Origin of the sequence: Streptomyces sp. SAI-135 (assembly GCF_029893805.1) — a bacterium.
Lineage (GTDB): Bacteria > Actinomycetota > Actinomycetes > Streptomycetales > Streptomycetaceae > Streptomyces.
This window is the reverse complement of record NZ_JARXYP010000002.1, coordinates 1713005-1734600: the sequence shown is the minus strand read 5'-3', so window position 1 is coordinate 1734600 and position 21596 is coordinate 1713005. Positions and strand designations below refer to the sequence as shown.

The 21596-nt window shown below is 67.0% G+C and carries 12 protein-coding genes and 3 rRNA genes; 11 read left to right on the top strand and 4 right to left on the bottom strand.

Features of this window, described 5'->3' with window-relative positions:
* Positions 1 to 2367 carry a glycoside hydrolase family 31 protein gene (locus M2163_RS12245; RefSeq protein ID WP_280893969.1) on the bottom strand — a complete coding sequence of 789 codons (2367 nt, stop codon included), beginning with the start codon at positions 2365 to 2367 and terminating at the stop codon, positions 1 to 3.
* 212 nt (positions 2368 to 2579) lie between these two features.
* Between M2163_RS12245 and M2163_RS12240 the strand changes: the two genes are divergently transcribed.
* The gene (locus M2163_RS12240; protein ID WP_280852747.1) at positions 2580 to 4547 is read left to right on the top strand and encodes an acetoacetate--CoA ligase; all 1968 of its coding nucleotides are present in this window, start codon (positions 2580 to 2582) and stop codon (positions 4545 to 4547) included.
* A gap of 9 nt (positions 4548 to 4556) precedes the next feature.
* On the opposite strand, the gene M2163_RS12235 is transcribed toward M2163_RS12240, so the two are convergent.
* Complete coding sequence (locus tag M2163_RS12235; RefSeq protein WP_280893968.1) at positions 4557 to 5876, bottom strand: aminotransferase class I/II-fold pyridoxal phosphate-dependent enzyme; 1320 nt, start codon at positions 5874 to 5876, stop codon at positions 4557 to 4559.
* 120 nt (positions 5877 to 5996) lie between these two features.
* Here M2163_RS12235 and M2163_RS12230 point away from each other — a divergent pair, with 120 nt between their 5' ends.
* Both M2163_RS12230 and M2163_RS12225 read left to right on the top strand, forming a co-directional pair.
* Complete coding sequence (locus M2163_RS12230; protein WP_280893967.1) at positions 5997 to 7205, top strand: MFS transporter; 1209 nt, start codon at positions 5997 to 5999, stop codon at positions 7203 to 7205.
* A 22-nt stretch (positions 7206 to 7227) separates the two neighbouring features.
* Positions 7228 to 8121: a hypothetical protein gene (locus M2163_RS12225; protein WP_280893966.1), complete on the top strand. Its 894-nt coding sequence runs from the start codon at positions 7228 to 7230 to the stop codon at positions 8119 to 8121.
* A gap of 85 nt (positions 8122 to 8206) precedes the next feature.
* On the opposite strand, the gene ptsP is transcribed toward M2163_RS12225, so the two are convergent.
* Together ptsP and M2163_RS12215 are read right to left on the bottom strand one after the other, a co-directional pair.
* On the bottom strand, positions 8207 to 9877 hold the full coding sequence (gene ptsP, locus M2163_RS12220; protein WP_280893965.1) for a phosphoenolpyruvate--protein phosphotransferase: 1671 nt from the start codon (positions 9875 to 9877) through the stop codon (positions 8207 to 8209).
* Positions 9878 to 9959: 82 nt separating this feature from the next.
* Positions 9960 to 10409 carry a PTS glucose transporter subunit IIA gene (locus M2163_RS12215; protein WP_280893964.1) on the bottom strand — a complete coding sequence of 150 codons (450 nt, stop codon included), beginning with the start codon at positions 10407 to 10409 and terminating at the stop codon, positions 9960 to 9962.
* Positions 10410 to 10930: 521 nt separating this feature from the next.
* Here M2163_RS12215 and M2163_RS12210 point away from each other — a divergent pair.
* From M2163_RS12210 to M2163_RS12175, 8 genes are all read left to right on the top strand, one after another.
* A 16S ribosomal RNA gene (locus M2163_RS12210) occupies positions 10931 to 12456 on the top strand.
* Between the two features lie 269 nt (positions 12457 to 12725).
* Positions 12726 to 15846, top strand: a 23S ribosomal RNA gene (locus M2163_RS12205).
* A gap of 69 nt (positions 15847 to 15915) precedes the next feature.
* Positions 15916 to 16032: ribosomal RNA gene (rrf, locus tag M2163_RS12200) — 5S ribosomal RNA — on the top strand.
* The 16S, 23S and 5S rRNA genes sit together here, the layout of an rRNA operon.
* A 109-nt stretch (positions 16033 to 16141) precedes the next feature.
* Complete coding sequence (locus tag M2163_RS12195; protein WP_037711749.1) at positions 16142 to 16750, top strand: CDP-alcohol phosphatidyltransferase family protein; 609 nt, start codon at positions 16142 to 16144, stop codon at positions 16748 to 16750.
* A 114-nt stretch (positions 16751 to 16864) separates the two neighbouring features.
* Positions 16865 to 19360, top strand: a complete 2496-nt coding sequence (locus tag M2163_RS12190; protein WP_280852753.1) for a mannose-1-phosphate guanyltransferase — start codon at positions 16865 to 16867, stop codon at positions 19358 to 19360.
* 104 nt (positions 19361 to 19464) lie between these two features.
* Positions 19465 to 20364, top strand: coding sequence for a DUF881 domain-containing protein (locus M2163_RS12185; RefSeq protein ID WP_280893963.1), 900 nt, complete (start codon positions 19465 to 19467; stop codon positions 20362 to 20364).
* Complete coding sequence (locus M2163_RS12180; RefSeq protein WP_003988855.1) at positions 20361 to 20693, top strand: small basic family protein; 333 nt, start codon at positions 20361 to 20363, stop codon at positions 20691 to 20693. Before M2163_RS12185 ends, M2163_RS12180 begins: the two co-directional genes overlap by 4 nt.
* A 5-nt stretch (positions 20694 to 20698) precedes the next feature.
* Positions 20699 to 21574, top strand: coding sequence for a DUF881 domain-containing protein (locus M2163_RS12175; protein ID WP_280893962.1), 876 nt, complete (start codon positions 20699 to 20701; stop codon positions 21572 to 21574).
* Positions 21575 to 21596: the final 22 nt, after the last annotated feature.

Sequence of the window (21596 nt, the reverse complement as noted above, 5' to 3'; positions counted from 1 at the left end):
TCAGCGCGCTCCGAGCCCGCGCAGCCGCACCGGGTGGGACGGCTCGCTCAAGCCGTCCTCGCCCTCCCGCTGAACGACCACCTTCCGGCCCTCCCAGCGGGCGACGTAGCGTTCGATCTCCGGTTCGTCCCAGCCGTCGCCCGCGTCCACGACGACCAGGCCGCCCCCGCTCCGTCCCCGGGCGGGCGCCCACACCTCCAGCACGATCCCGCCGTCGTCCCCCCGCACCGGGATCACGGCCCCCGCGCGCGCGAGCACCGGGATCCGCGACAGCGGAGCGTCGACCAGGACCTGCCCCGGCCCCTCGTACACCTGCTCCGTGGCCGTGTCGTACCAGCGCCCCCGGGGCAGCTGCACCGCGCGCCGGTCGCCACCCGGATCCAGCACCGGCGCCACGAGCAGGCAGTCGCCGAGCAGGAAGGCGTCCTCGCAGTCCCGCAGGGCGCGGTCCTCGGGCGCCGACCACCACAGGGGCCGTACGTAGGGAGCTCCGGTGCGCCGGGCGAGCTGCGCGAGCGTCATGAAGTACGGCAGCAGCCGCCGGCGTTCCACGAGCGCCACGCGTGCGTGCTCCAGCACCTCGGCCCCGAACTCCCACGGCTCCCTGCGCCCGGCCCGCAGCCCCGCACGGGTCCGGAACAGCGGCAGATGGGCGCCGAGCTGGAACCAGCGCAGGTACAGCTCGGGCGAGGGGTGCCCGTCGTGGCCGCCCACGTCGGGCCCCGAGTACGGCACTCCGCACAGCCCGAGGCCCATCACGAGCGACAGTGAGGCCCGCAGGCCCGGCCAGCCGGTGGCCACGTCACCGGACCAGGTGCCCCCGTAGCGCTGCATGCCGGCCCATCCGGAGCGCGACAACAGGAAGGGCCGCTCGTCCGGCACCAGTTCGCGCAGACCCTCGTATCCCGCCCGGGCCATGCACAGCGCGTAGACGTTGTGCGCCTCCCGGTGGTCGCCGCCGCGGCCCTCCAGGGCGTGTCTGGCCGAGCGGGGCAGGGTGGACTCCCCGAACGCGTTGAAGGACGTGGGCTCGTTCATGTCGTGCCAGAAACCGGTGAAGCCCGCCGTGAGCCTCTCCTGGTAGAGGCGGCCCCACCAGGCACGCACACGCGCGTGCGTGAAGTCGGGGAAGACCGACTCACCGGGCCACACGACCCCCTCCACCAGCCGTCCCGACGCGTCCCGCACGAAGGCGTCCTCGGCCGTCCCGCTGTCATGGACCGCGTTGCCGGGCGCGGCCCTGATCGCCGGGTCGACGACCGACACCAGCCTGATGCCGTCCCGCAGCAGGTCCGCGGCCAGTTGGGGCAGCTTGGGGAAGCGCTCCTGGTCGACCGTGAACCCCTGGTGCGCGTCGTGGTGGTCGATGTCCAGGTGGACCGCGTCGAGCGGCAGACCCCGCTCCTGGTACCCGGCGACGATCCGCCGCACCTCCTGATCACCGCCGAAGCCCCAGCAGGCGTGGTGATGTCCGAGGGCCCAGGACGGCGGCAGCGCCGGAGCGCCCGTCAGCGAGGCCCAGGCGAGCAGCACGCGCGCGGGCGTGCCCACCATCACCCAGCAGCGCAGCGGACCGCCCGCCATCCGCAGTTCGGACATCCCCGCCCGGTCGTGCCCGGAGCCGGCCCCCTCCTCGCCCTCCCGCAGGGTCACGGTGCCGTCCCAGGAGGTGTCGTGGAACACCAGATGGACAGCGGCGTCGGCCACCACCAGCTGCACCGGCATCGTGACGTACAGCGGATCGTCTCCCGGCCCGAACGCCCGGCCGGGATCGGTGTTCCACAGCCGGTACGTCCCGTCCCGCAACCGGGGTCCGGAGGCCCGTCCGCCCAGTCCGAAGAACCGGGCGTCGGCGGCCACCTCCGACCGTTGCACCCAGCGCGCCTCACCGCCACCCACCGGCTCCCACCAGCGGGGCGGAAGGTCCCGGCGCAGGGTCACCCCGCCGGGCGTACTCACCTCGATCGCTCCGTGCCGCGAGACCGCGACCGTCGCCCGCTCGGCCACGACCCGCCAGCCGCCGTCCTTGTCCGGCTCCAGAACGGCCCGGGGATCCGGCTCCGGGCAGCGGCCCGCCAGCGCGTACGACGGCTCCGGTTCCGCCCCGTCCCACCCCCAGAAGACGGCGCCGTTCACCGCGACGAGGATCCGCAGCTCGGAGCGGCCGAACCGGACGACGCCCCCGCCGGGAGCCGGCTCCACGTCCTGCACCGGCCCCGGCACCCGCGCCCGCTCGGCCCCCCGTGCCGGCAGGCCGACGGCATCGGTACGCCTCCTGCGCCACGCCGAGCGCACGGTACGCAACCCCTGGGGCGCCCCCGCCGAACCCACAGCCTTGATGGAACGCACCAGGTCACGACCGTTCATGCTGCTCACCCTGCCACTCCCCGCCCCACCCGCGCGTGCCGTTCAACTGCCGTTCACCCGTGCCGGGGCCACATCTTCACGACACGGACTATGTGGGGCGCACCCTGGCGTAGAAGTTGATCACATGGCATCGTCCCTGTCAGCCGCGTCACGCGCACACCCCTGGCCCGTGCGCGGGAGACGCACACGACGCGCACAGTCCGGGAGCCCCCATGACGACCGAGATTCCCCAGCCGCTCTGGCAGCCAGATCCGCAGCGCATCGCCCGGTCCCAGGTCACCAGGTTCCAGGCATGGGCGGCCGAACACCACGGCGCCCCGGCCGACGGCGGCTACGCTGCGCTCCACCGCTGGTCGGTGGAGGCCCTGGAGCCGTTCTGGGAGGCCGTCACCCAATGGTTCGACGTACGGTTCTCGACGCCCTACGCGCGCGTGCTCGGCGACCGCTCGATGCCCGGCGCGGACTGGTTCCCCGGCGCCACCCTCAACTACGCCGAGCACGCCCTGCGGGCCGCCGACACCCGCGCCGACGAACCGGCCCTCCTGTACGTCGACGAGACCCATGAGCCGGCCCCGGTGACCTGGTCCGAGCTGCGCCGCCAGGTCGGCTCCCTGGCCGCCGAGCTGCGCGCCCTCGGTGTCCGCCCCGGCGACCGCGTCAGCGGCTACCTCCCGAACGTCCCGCAGGCCGTCGTCGCCCTCCTCGCCACGGCGGCCGTGGGCGCCGTGTGGACCTCCTGCGCCCCCGACTTCGGCGCCCGCAGCGTCCTGGACCGCTTCCAGCAGGTCGAACCCGTCGTCCTCTTCACCGTCGACGGCTACCGCTACGGCGGCAAGGAGCACGACCGCCGCGAGACGGTCGCCGAACTCCGCCGCGAACTGCCCTCCCTGCGCGCCGTCGTCCACATCCCGCTCCTCGGCACGAAGGCCCCGGAAGGCGCCCTGGAGTGGGACGCGCTCACGCGCGCGGACACGGAACCGGTCTTCGAACAGGTGCCCTTCTCGCATCCCCTGTGGGTGCTCTACTCCTCGGGCACGACGGGCCTGCCCAAGGCGATCGTCCAGTCCCAGGGCGGCATCCTCGTCGAGCACCTCAAACAGCTCGGCCTGCACTGCGACCTGGGCCCCGAGGACCGCTTCTTCTGGTACACCTCCACGGGCTGGATGATGTGGAACTTCCTCGTCTCCGGCCTCCTCACGGGCACGACCGTCGTCCTGTACGACGGCAGCCCCGGCTACCCCGACACGGGCGCCCAGTGGCGGGTCGCCGAACGCACGGGCGCCACGCTCTACGGCACCTCCGCCGCGTACGTCATGGCCTGCCGCAAGGCCGACGTGCACCCGGGACGCGACTTCGACCTCTCCAAGGTGCAGTGCGTGGCCACCACCGGCTCCCCGCTTCCGCCCGACGGCTTCCGGTGGCTGCACGACGAGGTCCGCGAGGACCTGTGGATCGCCTCCGTCAGCGGCGGCACGGACGTGTGCTCGTGCTTCGCGGGCGCCGTACCGACCCTGCCCGTGCACATCGGCGAACTCCAGGCGCCGAGCCTGGGCACCGACCTGCAGTCCTGGGACCCGAGCGGCAAACCCCTCGTCGACGAGGTCGGCGAGCTCGTCGTCACCAACCCCATGCCGTCGATGCCGATCCACTTCTGGAACGACCCCGACGGCAGCCGTTACCACGACAGCTACTTCGACACCTATCCCGGAGTGTGGCGGCACGGCGACTGGATCACCCTCACCGCGCGCGGCTCGGTCGTCATCCACGGCCGCTCCGACTCCACGCTCAACCGCCAGGGCGTCCGCATGGGCTCGGCCGACATCTACGAGGCCGTGGAACGACTCCCCGAGATCAAGGAATCCCTGGTCATCGGCATCGAACAGCCCGACGGCGGCTACTGGATGCCGCTGTTCGTGCAACTGGCGCCCGGCGCCGTCCTCGACCAGGCACTCCTCGACCGCATCAAATCGGCCATCCGCGAGAACCTCTCTCCCCGCCACATCCCGGACGAGGTCATCGAGGTCCCCGGCATCCCGCACACCCTCACCGGCAAGCGCATCGAGGTCCCCGTCAAGCGCCTCCTCCAGGGCACCCCGCTGGAGAAGGCGGTCAACCCGGGCTCCATCGACGACCTCGGCCTGCTGCACTTCTACGAGGACCTGGCCCGCAAACGCGCCTGACGGAGCCGGTCAGCCCCCGTAGGTGGCCTCGGACTCGCCCAGCACAGCGGCGAAGTCCGAGGCCAGCCGCGCCGCGTCGGCCGGCTCCAGCTCGGCGGCCGTGATCCGCACGCCCGGCCCCGCGGCCAGCCGGAACCGCGCTCCCGCCGCGACCCACCAGCCGTACGACCGCAGCCCGTTCACCACCGCCGACTCGTCCCGGACGGGCACCCACACGTTCAGCCCACTCGCCCCGTGCGCCGGGACGCCACGCTCGCCGAGCTCCCGCACAAGAGCGTTCCTGCGCACCGCGTACGTCTCCCCGGCGCGAGCGACCGACGCGCGCGTGCACGCGTCGGAGAGCAGCCCGTGCACGGTCTCCTGGAGCAGATGACTGACCCAGCCGGACGTCAGCAGCAACCGCCCGTCGTGCCGGGCCAGCGTGACCGGATCGCACGCGGCGGCCGCCCACCGCAGATCCGTCCCCAGGAACTTGCTCACTGTCCGCACATGCACCCACCGCGACAGCCCACCGCCGGTCAGTGTCCGCAGTGGAGCTCCGGCGACGGCGGAAGCGTGGTCGTTCTCCACGACCAGCACCTCGGGGTGCTCCCGGAGCACGTCCAGCAGCGCGTCCCGACGCGCGGGGGAGAAACGACCGCCGTACGGATTCTGCGCCCGCGGACTGCACACGACCGCCCGCGCGCCCGCCCGCAGCGCTTCACGCACGGCCTCGGGCGACACCCCCTCGTCGTCCACGGCGACGGGCACCATGCGCAGCCCCAGGGCCGTGACCAGGTCGAGCAGATGGTGATAGCCGGGATCCTCCATCGCCACCGCGTCACCGGGCCGTAGCTCGACGGAGAGCAGCCGCCCGACCAGATCCAGCGCCCCGTGCGCGAAGGTCACATGCTCCACCGGCACGCCGTCGGGCCCCAGCCACGCGCGTACAGCGTCCTCGAGCCGCGCCAGTCGGGGCGCCGAACGGTGCGAACGAGCGCCGGGGGACAGCCGCGAGGGCGGCACCAGACCGGGAAGCAGCCGCGGATCGGGGTGACCACCCGCCAGGTCCCGCAGCCCCTCCGGCACTTTCGGCGGCCGACGCGAGGCCACCGCCGGGCCCGGCGCCACGACGGTCCCGCCCCGCCCCCGGGTGACCACGATCCCGCGCTGCCGCAGTTCCTTGTAGGCCGTGGCGACAGTCCCCGGGCTCACGCCCAGCTCCTCCGCGAGACGCCGCACCGGAGGCAGCGCGGCCCCCGGCACCAAGGAACCCTCGGCCACGGCCCTCTCGACGGACCCGGCAATCCCCTTGGCCGTCGTACCACTGATCCCATATTGTGTTGCCACGTTAGCAAGTATGTATCAGTACATAAATGAAAAGCAAGCAGGCAAGGGGGAGCAGTGCATCCGACACGGCGCGCGGCAGCATGGTCGAAAAGCGTTCCCGGAGGCCGCGACGGGCGAAGAATGCTGGCCATCGCGCTCGTCGACCGCATCGGCAGCGGACTGTGGGCGTCCGTCTCCGTCCTCTACTTCACCTACGTCACCGAACTCTCCCTGGCCCAGGTCGGCACCCTCGCCGCCGCCGCGGGCGCCATCGGCATCGCCGGAGCACCGGTCGGAGGCAGACTCGCCGACCGGTTCCCCATCACCCGGGTCCTGCTGACCGTCCAGCTCGTCCGTGCCGCGGCCTCCTTCGCACTGCTCACCACGCACGACTACGCCCTGCTCATGGCCTTCTCAGCCGTGGGAGGGCTGGGCGACCGCGCCGCGAGCATCCTCACCAAGCTCTACGCCACCCGGGTCGCCGGCCCGGACCGCGTCCGCTACCAGGCCTTCCAACGAACCCTCGCGAACGCGGGCTGGGCGCTGGGAGGCCTCGCCGCCGCAGCGGCCCTCGCACTCGGCACCACCAGCGCCTATCAGTGGCTCCTCGCCGGCGACGCCCTGTCCTTCGTCGCCTCGGCACTGCTCACCCTGCGCTGCGGCGAACCCCCGTCCCCCTCCCGCACCGTCCTCACCTCCGAACACCCGGCCCCCACCGTCCGCCCGGCCAACCCCTGGCGCGACCGCACCTACCTCGCCTACGTCGCGACCGAGGCCGTCCTCTTCCTCGACGACGCCGTGTTCAAAGTCGGCCTGCCCCTGTGGATCGCCCACGAGAGCAACGCACCGGACGGACTGGCACCCCTCCTGATGGTCCTCAACAACGTCATGGTCGTGGCCCTCCAGGTTCCCCTCGCCCGATTCGGCACCACCACGGCCGCCGCCCGGAACCTGCTCCTGCCGCTCTCCGTCACCTTCGCCCTGGGCGGCATCGCCATGGCGGCCGCGGCCACGGGCGGAGCCGTGACCGCCACGGCACTCCTCACCGCGGCGGCAGCCGCCTTCACCACGGCCGAGATGCTCCACGCCACCGTCTCCTGGGAACTCTCCGTCGCCCTCGCCCCCGATACCGCCCAGGGTGCCTACCTCGGCGTCCACGGCCTGGCCCAGTCCGTGCAGCGCACGTTCGGGCCACTCGCCGTCACCGCGGCCATCGCCACCGGCCCCGCAGGATGGGCCGTCTTCGGCACAGTCATCGCCCTGACCGGCACAGTCCAGCACCGACTGGTGCGAGGACGCCTCACCCGACCCGCATTGTCAGTGCTGCCGATTACTGTGAGTGAGCATTGATCGACTGCGCACAGGGGGAAACATGGCGCACACCGACCGCCAGACGATGCGACGCGTCCTGCGCCGCGAAATCGCCGGCACCATCGGCCTGCTCACCGACGAACACGACTTCCGCGCCATGCGGCGCTACCGAAGCTTCACCTTCGACGACCACGCGACCTACCTGAAACAGGTCGAAGACCTCCTGAGGACCCGCGCCGCACAGGGCAGCCACACCACCGTCGCCCTCTTCGACCCCCAGGAGTACGCCGAGTTCTGCGAGGAGTCGGGCCTCAACCCGGACATCCCGTCCAGCCGCACCCGCTTCACCGCCGAACTCGCCAACACCGGACCCACCCTTCCGTACGAAGGCCAGGCCCTCACCGACCTCGTGCCTGCCCTCGTGGACGAGGCCGTCCGCCAGGCCACCTGGGAGTACGCCACCACGCTCCTCGCCCGCCTGGGAGCCTGCGGCACCTGCGGAGAGGACATCGGCCGCGCGGCCTTCACCCGCGCCTCCGGCCTCCTCGTCCGGATCCTCGACACCGCACAGCCGGGCGAACACCACCTGGTCTGCAGCGTCACCGGCACCCCGGAAACGCTCGTCTCCGTCCTCCACTCCGACGAGGACACCGAGGGAGCGGTGCAACTCGACGAGGCCGAGGCCCTCGAATTCACCACGGTCCTCGCCCTCGGCATCGCCACCCGGAGCCCCGGCGGACTTGTGATGCGCACCAGCGCACCCGGCACCACCGACCGCATCTACGGCTGGCGCCTGCGCGGCGACGGCCTGGAGCCCCTCACCGCGGGAGAGGTCTTCGACGCCTACTGCACCGACGCCGACTCCGGCGATCTGATCTCCCCGGAATCGGACGTCGACTACTGCGTACCCCCCGACCTCGGACCGGAAGGACCGACACCGCGCCACAGCCACTGAGACAGGAGCGACTGAAAAGAGGAGGGCGCCCCACCCACAGGTGGAGCGCCCTCCGGGAAGCCGTCAGCCGGCGGATCCGGTCCGACTACTCGCCCGACAGCACCGCCTGAGCCGCGTCCCGCGCCTCTTCGGCGCTGTCGGCAGCACGCGCCGCGGCGGCCGCGCGTTCGCACTGCGCCAGCGTGTACTTCGCCAGCGTCGAGCGCACGTAGGGAATGGACGCCGCGCCCATGGAAAGGGAGGTGACACCGAGACCGGTCAGCACACAGGCGAGCAGCGGGTCGGACGCGGCCTCACCACAGACACCACAGCTCTTGCCCTCGGCCTTCGCCGCCTCGGCGGACAGCGCGACCAGGTCGAGAAGCGCGGGCTGCCACGGATCCTGCAGCCGGGACACCGCACCCACCTGGCGGTCGGCGGCGAAGGTGTACTGCGCGAGGTCGTTGGTCCCCAGCGACAGGAACTCGACCTCCTGCAGAATCGACCGCGCCCGCAGCGCGGCCGACGGGATCTCCACCATCGCGCCGAACTTCGCCCGCAGCCCGGCCGCACGGCACGCGTCGGCGAACGCCTTGGCGTCGGCACGGTCCGCCACCATCGGGGCCATGACCTCGAGGTAGACCGGCAGCCCCTCGGCGGCCTTCGCGAGCGCCGTCAGCTGGGTACGCAGCACTTCCGGATGGTCGAGCAGTGTCCGGAGACCGCGCACACCCAGCGCCGGGTTCGGCTCGTCGGCCGGGGTCAGGAAGTCCAGCGGTTTGTCCGCGCCGGCGTCCAGCACACGGACGACCACACGGCCTTCGGGGAACGCCTCGAGGACCTGGCGATACGCCTCGACCTGCTTCTCCTCGGACGGAGCGTTCTTGCTGTCGTCCAGGAAGAGGAACTCGGTACGGAAGAGACCGACACCCTCGGCCCCCGCCTCGACCGCGGCGGGCACGTCCGCCGGACCACCGACGTTGGCCAGCAGCGGCACCTTGTGTCCGTCGGCGGTGGCGCCGGGACCCGTGGACGCGGCGAGCGCGGCCTTCCGCTCGGCGGCCGCGGCCTCCAGCTCGGCCTTCTTCTCGTCACTCGGGTTCACGAAGATGTCACCGGTGCTGCCGTCCACAGCGATGACCGTGCCCTCGGCGAGCTCACCGGCACCCGGCAGCGCCACCACGGCCGGCACACCGAGCGCCCGTGCCAGAATCGCGCTGTGGCTGGTCGGCCCGCCTTCCTCGGTGACAAAGCCGAGGACGAGCGTCGGGTCCAGCAGAGCGGTGTCAGCGGGCGCAAGATCGCGTGCCACAAGGACATAGGGCTCGTCGCTGTCCGGGATACCCGGCATGGGCACCCCGAGCAGACGGGCGACGATACGATTCCGCACGTCGTCGAGGTCGGCGACCCGTCCGGCGAGGTACTCACCGGCACCCGCGAGCAGCTCCCGGTACGCGGCGAACGCGTCGTACACGGCACGCTCGGCCGTGCTGCCGACGGCGATACGCCGGTCCACGTCCGCCATCAGCTCGGGATCCTGGGCCATCATCGCCTGCGCCTCGAGCACCGCCTGGGCCTCGCCCCCGGCCAGATTGCCGCGCGCCATCAGGTCGGCCGCCACAGCCTCCACGGCCTTGCGGGCGTGCCCCTGTTCACGCTCCGCGTCCTCCGCCGGAATCTGCTTGGCAGGCGGCTCCAGGACCGCCGTTCCCATGTGCCGAACCTCGCCGATCGCCACACCGTGGCTCACGCCGACGCCTCGCAGCGTTGTCTCCATCTCACCCGTCTCCGATAGTGCGGCGCGTCCCGCCGCCGCGGTGGTTGTCGTCCCTACTCGCCGTCGTACGACGGCACTGACGTCACTTCCAGACGAAGAGACTGTCGCCAGCCTTCACATCGCCGTCGTCACGGAGTTCGGAGAGGGCCTCGGCCGTGGCCTCCAGCGCCACGACCGGGCAGACCGCCGACTTGCCTGCGGCCTCGACGGCGGCCGGGTTCCAGCGCACGATCGCCTGACCGCGTGTGACGGTGTCGCCCTTGTTCACGAGCAGCTCGAAACCCTCACCGTTGAGCTGCACGGTGTCGATGCCGAGGTGCACGAGCACGCCGTGTCCCCCTTCGTCCACGACGACGAACGCGTGCGGGTGCAGAGAGACGATCACACCGTCGACGGGCGCGACTGCCTCCGACGGTTCACGCACGGGATCGATGGCCGTGCCCGGGCCGACCATGGCCCCGGAGAAGACCGGATCCGGCACGGCGGCCATTCCGATGGCGCGTCCTGCAAGAGGGGACGTCACGGTGGTCATGGGAAGCCTCCCAGGGGTGGAGCTGCGTCTGTCCAGCAGCGTATGTCAGATGAAGTGAGGGGTCCGCACGGAACATACCCGCTAGTGGTCTAGACCACCAGTCCAAGCGATTTGCAACGCCTTCGAGGCCCCGTGTACAGTCGTACTCCTGCTCGGGGCTGAGCGGCGCGATCAAGTGCCCTTGCCCGGCAGCATCCAACTTGTCAGATCCTATCTCGGGGTCATCTTCTGCATGTCTGCAGATCGGTGGTCAGGGGGCCGGAAAAACACTGATAGAGTTTGGAACAGCGAAGGGAAGCGCCCGAAGGAAAGCCCGAGAGGGTGAGTACAAAGGAAGCGTCCGTTCCTTGAGAACTCAACAGCGTGCCAAAAATCAACGCCAGATATGTTGATACCCCGTCTCTCTCATTCGAGAGGGCGAGGTTCCTTTGAAGAAAACACAGCGAGGACGCTGAGAACTGCCGCCTTATTCCGGTGGTGGTTCCGCTCTCGTGATGTGCGAACCGGATATCCGGTAAACATTCACGGAGAGTTTGATCCTGGCTCAGGACGAACGCTGGCGGCGTGCTTAACACATGCAAGTCGAACGATGAACCACTTCGGTGGGGATTAGTGGCGAACGGGTGAGTAACACGTGGGCAATCTGCCCTTCACTCTGGGACAAGCCCTGGAAACGGGGTCTAATACCGGATAGCACTGCCACGGGCATCCGTGGTGGTTGAAAGCTCCGGCGGTGAAGGATGAGCCCGCGGCCTATCAGCTTGTTGGTGAGGTAACGGCTCACCAAGGCGACGACGGGTAGCCGGCCTGAGAGGGCGACCGGCCACACTGGGACTGAGACACGGCCCAGACTCCTACGGGAGGCAGCAGTGGGGAATATTGCACAATGGGCGAAAGCCTGATGCAGCGACGCCGCGTGAGGGATGACGGCCTTCGGGTTGTAAACCTCTTTCAGCAGGGAAGAAGCGAAAGTGACGGTACCTGCAGAAGAAGCGCCGGCTAACTACGTGCCAGCAGCCGCGGTAATACGTAGGGCGCAAGCGTTGTCCGGAATTATTGGGCGTAAAGAGCTCGTAGGCGGCTTGTCACGTCGGGTGTGAAAGCCCGGGGCTTAACCCCGGGTCTGCATTCGATACGGGCTAGCTAGAGTGTGGTAGGGGAGATCGGAATTCCTGGTGTAGCGGTGAAATGCGCAGATATCAGGAGGAACACCGGTGGCGAAGGCGGATCTCTGGGCCATTACTGACGCTGAGGAGCGAAAGCGTGGGGAGCGAACAGGATTAGATACCCTGGTAGTCCACGCCGTAAACGGTGGGAACTAGGTGTTGGCGACATTCCACGTCGTCGGTGCCGCAGCTAACGCATTAAGTTCCCCGCCTGGGGAGTACGGCCGCAAGGCTAAAACTCAAAGGAATTGACGGGGGCCCGCACAAGCAGCGGAGCATGTGGCTTAATTCGACGCAACGCGAAGAACCTTACCAAGGCTTGACATACACCGGAAAGCATTAGAGATAGTGCCCCCCTTGTGGTCGGTGTACAGGTGGTGCATGGCTGTCGTCAGCTCGTGTCGTGAGATGTTGGGTTAAGTCCCGCAACGAGCGCAACCCTTGTCCTGTGTTGCCAGCATGCCCTTCGGGGTGATGGGGACTCACAGGAGACCGCCGGGGTCAACTCGGAGGAAGGTGGGGACGACGTCAAGTCATCATGCCCCTTATGTCTTGGGCTGCACACGTGCTACAATGGCAGGTACAATGAGCTGCGATACCGTGAGGTGGAGCGAATCTCAAAAAGCCTGTCTCAGTTCGGATTGGGGTCTGCAACTCGACCCCATGAAGTCGGAGTTGCTAGTAATCGCAGATCAGCATTGCTGCGGTGAATACGTTCCCGGGCCTTGTACACACCGCCCGTCACGTCACGAAAGTCGGTAACACCCGAAGCCGGTGGCCCAACCCCTTGTGGGAGGGAGCTGTCGAAGGTGGGACTGGCGATTGGGACGAAGTCGTAACAAGGTAGCCGTACCGGAAGGTGCGGCTGGATCACCTCCTTTCTAAGGAGCACAGTACCGATTGCAGGCAAATGTTCTGCACGGTCAGCTCATGGGTGGAACGTTGATTATTCGGCACGGTCACTTTGAAAACTCACCAGTACTGCTTCGGCGTGGAACGTGAGGACGGATGAGGATCGTGCCGGGCACGCTGTTGGGTGTCTGAGGGAATGAATCCCCTCGATGCCGGCCCCAGTGAACTCCAGCTCAGGTTGGGGGTGATGGGTGGCTGGTCGTTGTTTGAGAACTGCACAGTGGACGCGAGCATCTGTGGCCAAGTTTTTAAGGGCGCACGGTGGATGCCTTGGCACCAGGAACCGATGAAGGACGTGGGAGGCCACGATAGTCCCCGGGGAGTCGTCAACCAGGCTTTGATCCGGGGGTTTCCGAATGGGGAAACCCGGCAGTCGTCATGGGCTGTCACCCATACCTGAACACATAGGGTATGTGGAGGGAACGCGGGGAAGTGAAACATCTCAGTACCCGCAGGAAGAGAAAACAACCGTGATTCCGGGAGTAGTGGCGAGCGAAACCGGATGAGGCCAAACCGTATGCGTGTGAGACCCGGCAGGGGTTGCGCATGCGGGGTTGTGGGATCTCTCTTCTGTCGTCTGCCGGCGGCAGGACGAGTCAGAAACCGTTGATGTAGGCGAAGGACATGCGAAAGGTCCGGCGTAGAGGGTAAGACCCCCGTAGTCGAAACGTCAGCGGCTCGTTTGAGAGACACCCAAGTAGCACGGGGCCCGAGAAATCCCGTGTGAATCTGGCGGGACCACCCGCTAAGCCTAAATATTCCCTGGTGACCGATAGCGGATAGTACCGTGAGGGAATGGTGAAAAGTACCGCGGGAGCGGAGTGAAATAGTACCTGAAACCGTGTGCCTACAAGCCGTGGGAGCGTCGGGCAAGCACTTGTGCTTGCCTCGTGACTGCGTGCCTTTTGAAGAATGAGCCTGCGAGTTTGCGGTGTGTTGCGAGGTTAACCCGGGTGGGGTAGCCGTAGCGAAAGCGAGTCCGAATAGGGCGATTCAGTAGCACGCTCAAGACCCGAAGCGGAGTGATCTAGCCATGGGCAGGTTGAAGCGGAGGTAAGACTTCGTGGAGGACCGAACCCACCAGGGTTGAAAACCTGGGGGATGACCTGTGGTTAGGGGTGAAAGGCCAATCAAACTCCGTGATAGCTGGTTCTCCCCGAAATGCATTTAGGTGCAGCGTCGTGTGTTTCTTGCCGGAGGTAGAGCACTGGATAGGCGATGGGCCCTACCGGGTTACTGACCTTAGCCAAACTCCGAATGCCGGTAAGTGAGAGCGCGGCAGTGAGACTGTGGGGGATAAGCTCCATGGTCGAGAGGGAAACAGCCCAGAGCATCGACTAAGGCCCCTAAGCGTACGCTAAGTGGGAAAGGATGTGGAGTCGCAGAGACAACCAGGAGGTTGGCTTAGAAGCAGCCACCCTTGAAAGAGTGCGTAATAGCTCACTGGTCTAGTGATTCCGCGCCGACAATGTAGCGGGGCTCAAGCGTACCGCCGAAGTCGTGTCATTCGTACAACAGGGCCAACGCCTGTACGGATGGGTAGGGGAGCGTCGTGTGCCGGGTGAAGCTGCGCCGGAAGGCAGTGGTGGACGGTTCACGAGTGAGAATGCAGGCATGAGTAGCGATACACACGTGGGAAACGTGTGCGCCGATTGACTAAGGGTTCCTGGGTCAAGCTGATCTGCCCAGGGTAAGTCGGGACCTAAGGCGAGGCCGACAGGCGTAGTCGATGGATAACCGGTTGATATTCCGGTACCCGCTGTGAAGCGTCAAACATCGAACCAGGCGATGCTAAGTCCGTGAAGCCGCCCCGGAGCCTTCGGGCAAAGGGGAGTGGTGGAGCCGACGGACCAGACTTGCAGTAGGTGAGTGATGGGGTGACGCAGGAAGGTAGTCCATCCCGGGCGGTGGTTGTCCCGGGGTAAGGGTGTAGGACGTCAGGTAGGCAAATCCGCCTGACATGTGTCTGAGACCTGATGCCGAGCCGATTGTGGTGAAGTGGATGATCCTATGCTGTCGAGAAAAGCCTCTAGCGAGTTTCATGGCGGCCCGTACCCTAAACCGACTCAGGTGGTCAGGTAGAGAATACCGAGGCGTTCGGGTGAACTATGGTTAAGGAACTCGGCAAAATGCCCCCGTAACTTCGGGAGAAGGGGGGCCATCACTGGTGATCCGATTTACTCGGTGAGCTGGGGGTGGCCGCAGAGACCAGCGAGAAGCGACTGTTTACTAAAAACACAGGTCCGTGCGAAGCCGTAAGGCGATGTATACGGACTGACGCCTGCCCGGTGCTGGAACGTTAAGGGGACCGGTTAGTCACATTTCGGTGTGGCGAAGCTGAGAACTTAAGCGCCAGTAAACGGCGGTGGTAACTATAACCATCCTAAGGTAGCGAAATTCCTTGTCGGGTAAGTTCCGACCTGCACGAATGGCGTAACGACTTCTCGACTGTCTCAACCATAGGCCCGGTGAAATTGCACTACGAGTAAAGATGCTCGTTTCGCGCAGCAGGACGGAAAGACCCCGGGACCTTTACTACAGTTTGATATTGGTGTTCGGTTCGGCTTGTGTAGGATAGCTGGGAGACTTTGAAACTCGGACGCCAGTTCGGGTGGAGTCGTCGTTGAAATACCAGTCTGGTCGTGCTGGATGTCTAACCTGGGTCCGTGATCCGGATCAGGGACAGTGTCTGATGGGTAGTTTAACTGGGGCGGTTGCCTCCTAAAGAGTAACGGAGGCGCCCAAAGGTTCCCTCAGCCTGGTTGGTAATCAGGTGTTGAGTGTAAGTGCACAAGGGAGCTTGACTGTGAGACCGACGGGTCGAGCAGGGACGAAAGTCGGGACTAGTGATCCGGCGGTGGCTTGTGGAAGCGCCGTCGCTCAACGGATAAAAGGTACCCCGGGGATAACAGGCTGATCTTCCCCAAGAGTCCATATCGACGGGATGGTTTGGCACCTCGATGTCGGCTCGTCGCATCCTGGGGCTGGAGTCGGTCCCAAGGGTTGGGCTGTTCGCCCATTAAAGCGGTACGCGAGCTGGGTTTAGAACGTCGTGAGACAGTTCGGTCCCTATCCGCTGCGCGCGTAGGAATATTGAGAAGGGCTGTCCCTAGTACGAGAGGACCGGGACGGACGAACCTCTGGTGTGCCAGTTGTTCTGCCAAGGGCATGGCTGGTTGGCTACGTTCGGGAGGGATAACCGCTGAAAGCATCTAAGCGGGAAGCCTGCTTCGAGATGAGTATTCCCACCCCCTTTGAGGGGTTAAGGCTCCCAGTAGACGACTGGGTTGATAGGCCGGATCTGGAAGCCCTGTAAGGGGTGGAGGTGACCGGTACTAATAGGCCGAGGGCTTGTCCATATTTGCTCGCGTCCACTGTGTTAGTTCTGAGGCAATGACCGTGTCTTTTCCGGTCTAATCTCATAGTGTTTCGGTGGTCATAGCGTGAGGGAAACGCCCGGTTACATTCCGAACCCGGAAGCTAAGCCTTACAGCGCCGATGGTACTGCAGGGGGGACCCTGTGGGAGAGTAGGACACCGCCGAACTCCTTTTAGAGCTCTGGCTCTTGGGCACGCAGCCCAAGAGCCAGAGCTTTTTTGCGTTAAGGTAGGGTCAGGGAGCATCGTTGGCACGTTTCCCACAGGAGGCCCCCGGGTGGAGGTCCAGGAGACCCGGGTCCAGACGGACCGGGTCCTCACCATCCCCAACATCCTCAGCATGGCGCGGCTCGTTGGGGTGCCGCTGTTCCTGTGGCTGATCCTCAGGCCTGAGTTCGGGGGGCCCAAGAGTGACGGCTGGGCATTGCTGGTGCTCGCCCTGAGCGGTATCAGCGACTACCTGGACGGCAAGCTGGCCCGGCGGTGGAACCAGATCAGCAGCCTCGGCCGGCTGCTCGACCCCGCGGCCGACCGCCTCTACATTCTCTCGACCCTGGTCGGTCTCACCTGGCGCGAGATTCTGCCAATCTGGTTGACGGCTGCACTGCTCTTGCGGGAACTGATGCTCCTGGTGATGGTGGGCATCCTCAGGCGTCACGGTTATCCGCCGCCGCAGGTGAACTTCCTCGGCAAGGCCGCCACGTTCAACCTGATGTACGCCTTCCCGCTGCTTCTGCTCAGTGACGGAACTGGATGGATCTCGTCACTCGCTGCTATTTTCGGATGGGCGTTCGCCGGATGGGGTACAACGCTGTACTGGTGGGCAGGAGTGCTCTATGTGGTCCAAGTCCGCCGCCTCGTTCGTGCGGACGCTGAGGCCGACTGAACTCGCCCATTGGCACGGCCGTAGCGGCTCGATGGCCCCCGCCGGAAAAGTGCGGGACAATCTGGACGGGTGAAGTCGGCTAGACCGTCATCTCTTAAGGAGGACGCTTCCGACATGAAGGCCGTCGTGATGGCCGGAGGCGAAGGCACACGCCTTCGTCCCATGACCTCAAGCATGCCCAAGCCGCTCCTGCCGGTGGCAAACCGGCCGATCATGGAGCACGTTCTGCGGCTGCTCAAAAGGCATGGGCTCAACGAGACCGTCGTCACCGTCCAGTTCCTGGCCTCACTGGTCAAGAACTACTTCGGTGACGGTGAGGAGCTCGGAATGGAGCTCTCCTATGCCAATGAGGAGAAGCCACTCGGTACCGCCGGAAGCGTCAAGAACGCCGAAGAGGCGTTGAAGGACGATGCTTTCCTCGTCATCTCCGGTGATGCCCTGACCGACTTCGACCTCACCGAGCTCATCAACTTCCACAAGGAAAAGGGCGCGCTGGTCACCGTCTGTCTGACGCGTGTTCCCAATCCACTTGAATTCGGTATCACCATTGTCGACGAGGAAGGCAAGGTCGAGCGCTTCCTCGAGAAGCCGACCTGGGGCCAGGTCTTCTCGGACACGGTGAACACGGGCATCTATGTCATGGAGCCCGAGGTCTTCGACTACGTCGACCCCGATGTGCCGGTGGACTGGTCCGGCGATGTCTTCCCGCAGCTGATGAAGGAAGGCAAGCCGATCTACGGCTATGTCGCCGAGGGCTACTGGGAGGACGTCGGCACGCACGAGAGCTATGTGAAGGCGCAGGCCGACGTCCTGGAAGGCAAGGTCGACGTCGAGATCGACGGCTTCGAGCTCTCCCCGGGCGTATGGGTGGCCGAGGGTGCCGAGGTGCACCCCGATGCCGTCCTCCGCGGTCCGCTGTACATCGGCGACTACGCCAAGGTCGAGGCCGGCGCCGAGATCCGCGAGCACACGGTCGTGGGCTCGAACGTGGTCGTGAAGAGCGGGGCCTTTCTGCACAAGGCCGTCGTGCACGACAACGTGTACGTCGGTCAGCAGAGCAATCTCCGCGGCTGTGTCGTCGGCAAGAACACCGACATCATGCGCGCGGCTCGTATCGAGGACGGCGCGGTCATCGGCGACGAGTGCCTCGTCGGCGAGGAATCGATTATTCAGGGGAATGTCCGGGTCTACCCGTTCAAGACCATCGAAGCCGGTGCCTTCGTCAACACCTCGGTCATCTGGGAGTCCAGGGGCCAGGCGCATCTCTTCGGCGCGCGGGGCGTCTCCGGCATCCTCAACGTCGAGATCACCCCGGAACTCGCTGTCCGGCTGGCGGGCGCCTATGCGACGACCCTCAAGAAGGGTTCGACCGTCACCACCGCCCGCGACCACTCCCGTGGCGCGCGGGCACTGAAGCGGGCGGTCATCTCCGCGCTGCAGGCCAGCGCCATCGACGTACGCGACCTGGAGAACGTACCGCTGCCCGTGGCGCGGCAGCAGACCGCGCGCGGAAGTGCCGGCGGGATCATGATCCGGACCACGCCCGGCGTGCCGGATTCCGTGGACATCATGTTCTTCGACGGGCGGGGTGCGGACCTTTCCCAGGGCAGCCAGCGGAAGCTGGACCGGGTGTTCGCGCGGCAGGAGTACCGGCGCGCGTTCCCCGGTGAGATCGGGGACCTGCACTTCCCCTCCAGCGTCTTCGACTCGTACACCGGTTCGCTGCTGCGGAATGTCGACATCACCGGGATCTCCGAGTCCGGGCTGAAGGTCGTCGTGGACGCGTCCAACGGAAGTGCCGGACTGGTGCTGCCGAGTCTGCTCGGGAAGCTCGGGGTGGATTCGCTGACCATCAACCCGGGGCTCGACGAGTCCAGGCCGACGGAGACGGCGGACGCCAGGCGGTCGGGGCTGGTGCGGCTGGGCGAGATCGTGGCGTCCGCGCGGGCCGCGTTCGGTGTGCGGTTCGACCCCGTGGGCGAGCGGTTGTCCCTGGTGGACGAGAAGGGCCGGATCATCGAGGACGACCGGGCGCTGCTCGTCATGCTCGACCTGGTCGCCGCTGAGCGGCGCAGTGGCCGGGTGGCGCTGCCGGTGACCACCACGCGGATCGCCGAGCAGGTGGCGGCGTACCACGGGACGCAGGTCGAGTGGACGACCACCTCGCCCGACGACCTCACCCGGGTCGGTCGCGACGACTCGACGATCTTCGGCGGTGACGGCAAGGGGGCCTTCATCATCCCGGAGTTCAGCAGTGTCTTCGACGGTACGGCGGCCTTCGTACGGTTGATCGGGCTGGTGGCGCGGACGCAGCTCACGCTCAGCCAGATCGACGCGCGGATTCCGCGGGCGCACGTCCTCAAGCGGGATTTGGCGACTCCGTGGGCCGTCAAGGGCCTGGTGATGCGCCGGGTGGTGGAGGCGGCGGGCGATCGCTTCGTCGACACCACCGACGGTGTCCGGGTCGTGGAGACCGATGGACGGTGGGTGATGGTGCTGCCGGACCCGGCGGAGGCGGTCACGCATCTGTGGGCCGAGGGGCCCGACGACGCGTCCGCGCAGGCCCTGCTGGACGAGTGGTCGGCGGTGGTGGACAGCGCCGGGCGCTGAGCCACGTACGCGTGCGTGCCGGACAGGTGTCCCCAAGGGGGCCTGTCCGGCACGCCGATGGGGCCATTCGGAGGTAGGGGTCGCGACGTGCGACGATGTGCGGCATGCCGCAGCAGCCCCCCATTCGGAGCACCCCCACGCGCCCGTCGCGACCGGACGCCTCCATGTCGCTGCTCACCAACGTCATGGACCACAGCCTCGACGACGGGTACGCCGAGGCGGCGGCCCGCAAGAAGGCCGCCGGCGAAGGCGGGTTGCCCAAGACGTTGCGGGCGAGACTGGGTCTCGCCCTGGGCCTGGTGCTCGCCGCGCTCGTGGTCACCGTGGGGGCGGCGCAGGCGCGGGTGGCCGCTCCGGTCGTCGCCAAGGAGCGCGAGGAGCTGATCGACCGGATCGACCGCGAGACCGAGACGGCTGACAAGCTCGAGGAGAGCGTCGACCGGCTCCGCGACGGCGTGAGCGCGCGGCAGCGCGAGGCGCTCAAGCAGAGCGGCGACAGCGGCCAGGCCGATCTCGTGGGCATCCTGTCGGGTGCCGTCGAGGTGCACGGCCCGGGCGTCAAGCTGGTCGTGAACGACGCCAAGGAAGCCAGCACGGGTGGTGGCGACGGCAACCCGCGGGAGACCTCGGGGTTCTCGGACACCGGGCGGGTGCGCGACCGCGACATGCAGCGGGTCGTGAACGGGCTCTGGGAGTCGGGCGCCGAGGCCATCTCCATCAACGGGCAGCGGCTGACCGCCCTGTCGGCGATCAGGGCCGCGGGTGACGCGATACTGGTCGACAACAAGCCGATGGTTCCGCCGTATACGGTGCTTGCCGTGGGGGACGGGCAGCGACTGAGCACCAGGTTCCAGGACAGCGCCGACGGGCTGTATCTGCACGCCCTGGCTGAGAACTACGGCATCCGGACCGCCATCTCCGCGGAGGACAACCTCCGGCTGCCCGCCGCACCGAGTGTGATCGTACGCACAGCAGAGCCGAGAACTGAGAAGGGCACATCGTGATCGCCGTACTGGGCCTCGTCGTGGGAGTCGTGGCCGGACTGTTGGTCCGGCCTGAGGTTCCGGCGGTTGTCGAGCCTTATCTGCCGATCGCCGTGGTGGCGGCGCTCGACGCCGTCTTCGGAGGGCTGCGGGCCATGCTCGACGGCATCTTCGACGACAAGGTCTTCGTGGTGTCGTTCCTGTCGAACGTGGTCGTGGCCGCGCTGATCGTGTTCTTGGGCGACAAGTTGGGCGTGGGCGCCCAGCTGTCGACCGGTGTCGTCGTCGTGCTCGGCATCCGGATCTTCTCGAACGCCGCGGCCATCCGCCGGCACGTCTTCCGGGCGTGAGGCCGATGAGCGAGCAGGACGAGACGCCCGGCAACGGGCTGCGCAAGGAGCTGCCGGAGGAACTCCCGGCCAAGCCTGCCGAGAAGGCCGAGAAGGCCGAGAAGACCGGTAAGGCCGAGAACGCAGCGGAGCCCGGCACGCCGGCCGCGGAGGCCGGGCTGACCGGCCGTCAGAGGCTGGTGCAGGGGCTGTGGCCGCCGCGTGTGACCCGGGCCCAACTCATCGTCGCGGTGCTGCTGTTCGGCCTCGGGTTCGGCCTCGCCATCCAGGTGGCGTCCAACAGCGACAGCGACAGTGCGCTGCGGGGCGCGAGGCAGGAAGATCTCGTACGCATCCTCGATGAACTGGACGACCGTACGCAGCGTCTTGAAGACGAGAAGCAGGGCCTCGAGAAGCAGCGGGACGAGCTGGAGAACAGCTCCGACCAGGCAGAGGAGGCCCGCAAGCAGACGGTCGAGAAGGAGCGGCAACTCGGCATCCTCGCGGGCACGGTGGCCGCGCAGGGGCCGGGCATCACGATGACGATCGAGGACACCAAGGGGACGGTCGAGGCGGACATGCTGCTCGACGCGATCCAGGAACTGCGGGCGGCGGGGGCGGAGGCGATCCAGGTGAACGGCGTGCGGGTCGTCGCCAACACGTATCTGTCGGATGCGGACAAGAGCGTGAGCGTCGACGGGAACAAGATCACCGCGCCGTTTCGTTTCAAGGTCATCGGCAATCCGCAGGACCTCGAACCGGCCCTGAACATCCCTGGAGGCGTGGTGCAGACTCTCGAGAAGGAGCAGGCCACCGTTACCGTCGAGCGGTCGGACAAGATCGTCGTGGACGCCTTGCGAGCGGCGAAGCGGCCTGACTACGCTCGGTCGTCCTCCCAGTGAACCGCGGGTGCATGGGGGGCAT

Coding starts and splice junctions, on each gene's coding strand:
- M2163_RS12245 (WP_280893969.1), bottom strand. CDS start 2,367: ATGAACGGTCGTGACCTGGTGCGTTCCATCAAGGCTGTGGGTTCGGCG.
- M2163_RS12240 (WP_280852747.1), top strand. CDS start 2,580: ATGACGACCGAGATTCCCCAGCCGCTCTGGCAGCCAGATCCGCAGCGC.
- M2163_RS12230 (WP_280893967.1), top strand. CDS start 5,997: ATGCTGGCCATCGCGCTCGTCGACCGCATCGGCAGCGGACTGTGGGCG.
- M2163_RS12225 (WP_280893966.1), top strand. CDS start 7,228: ATGGCGCACACCGACCGCCAGACGATGCGACGCGTCCTGCGCCGCGAA.
- ptsP (WP_280893965.1), bottom strand. CDS start 9,877: ATGGAGACAACGCTGCGAGGCGTCGGCGTGAGCCACGGTGTGGCGATC.
- M2163_RS12215 (WP_280893964.1), bottom strand. CDS start 10,409: ATGACCACCGTGACGTCCCCTCTTGCAGGACGCGCCATCGGAATGGCC.
- M2163_RS12190 (WP_280852753.1), top strand. CDS start 16,865: ATGAAGGCCGTCGTGATGGCCGGAGGCGAAGGCACACGCCTTCGTCCC.
- M2163_RS12185 (WP_280893963.1), top strand. CDS start 19,465: ATGCCGCAGCAGCCCCCCATTCGGAGCACCCCCACGCGCCCGTCGCGA.
- M2163_RS12175 (WP_280893962.1), top strand. CDS start 20,699: ATGAGCGAGCAGGACGAGACGCCCGGCAACGGGCTGCGCAAGGAGCTG.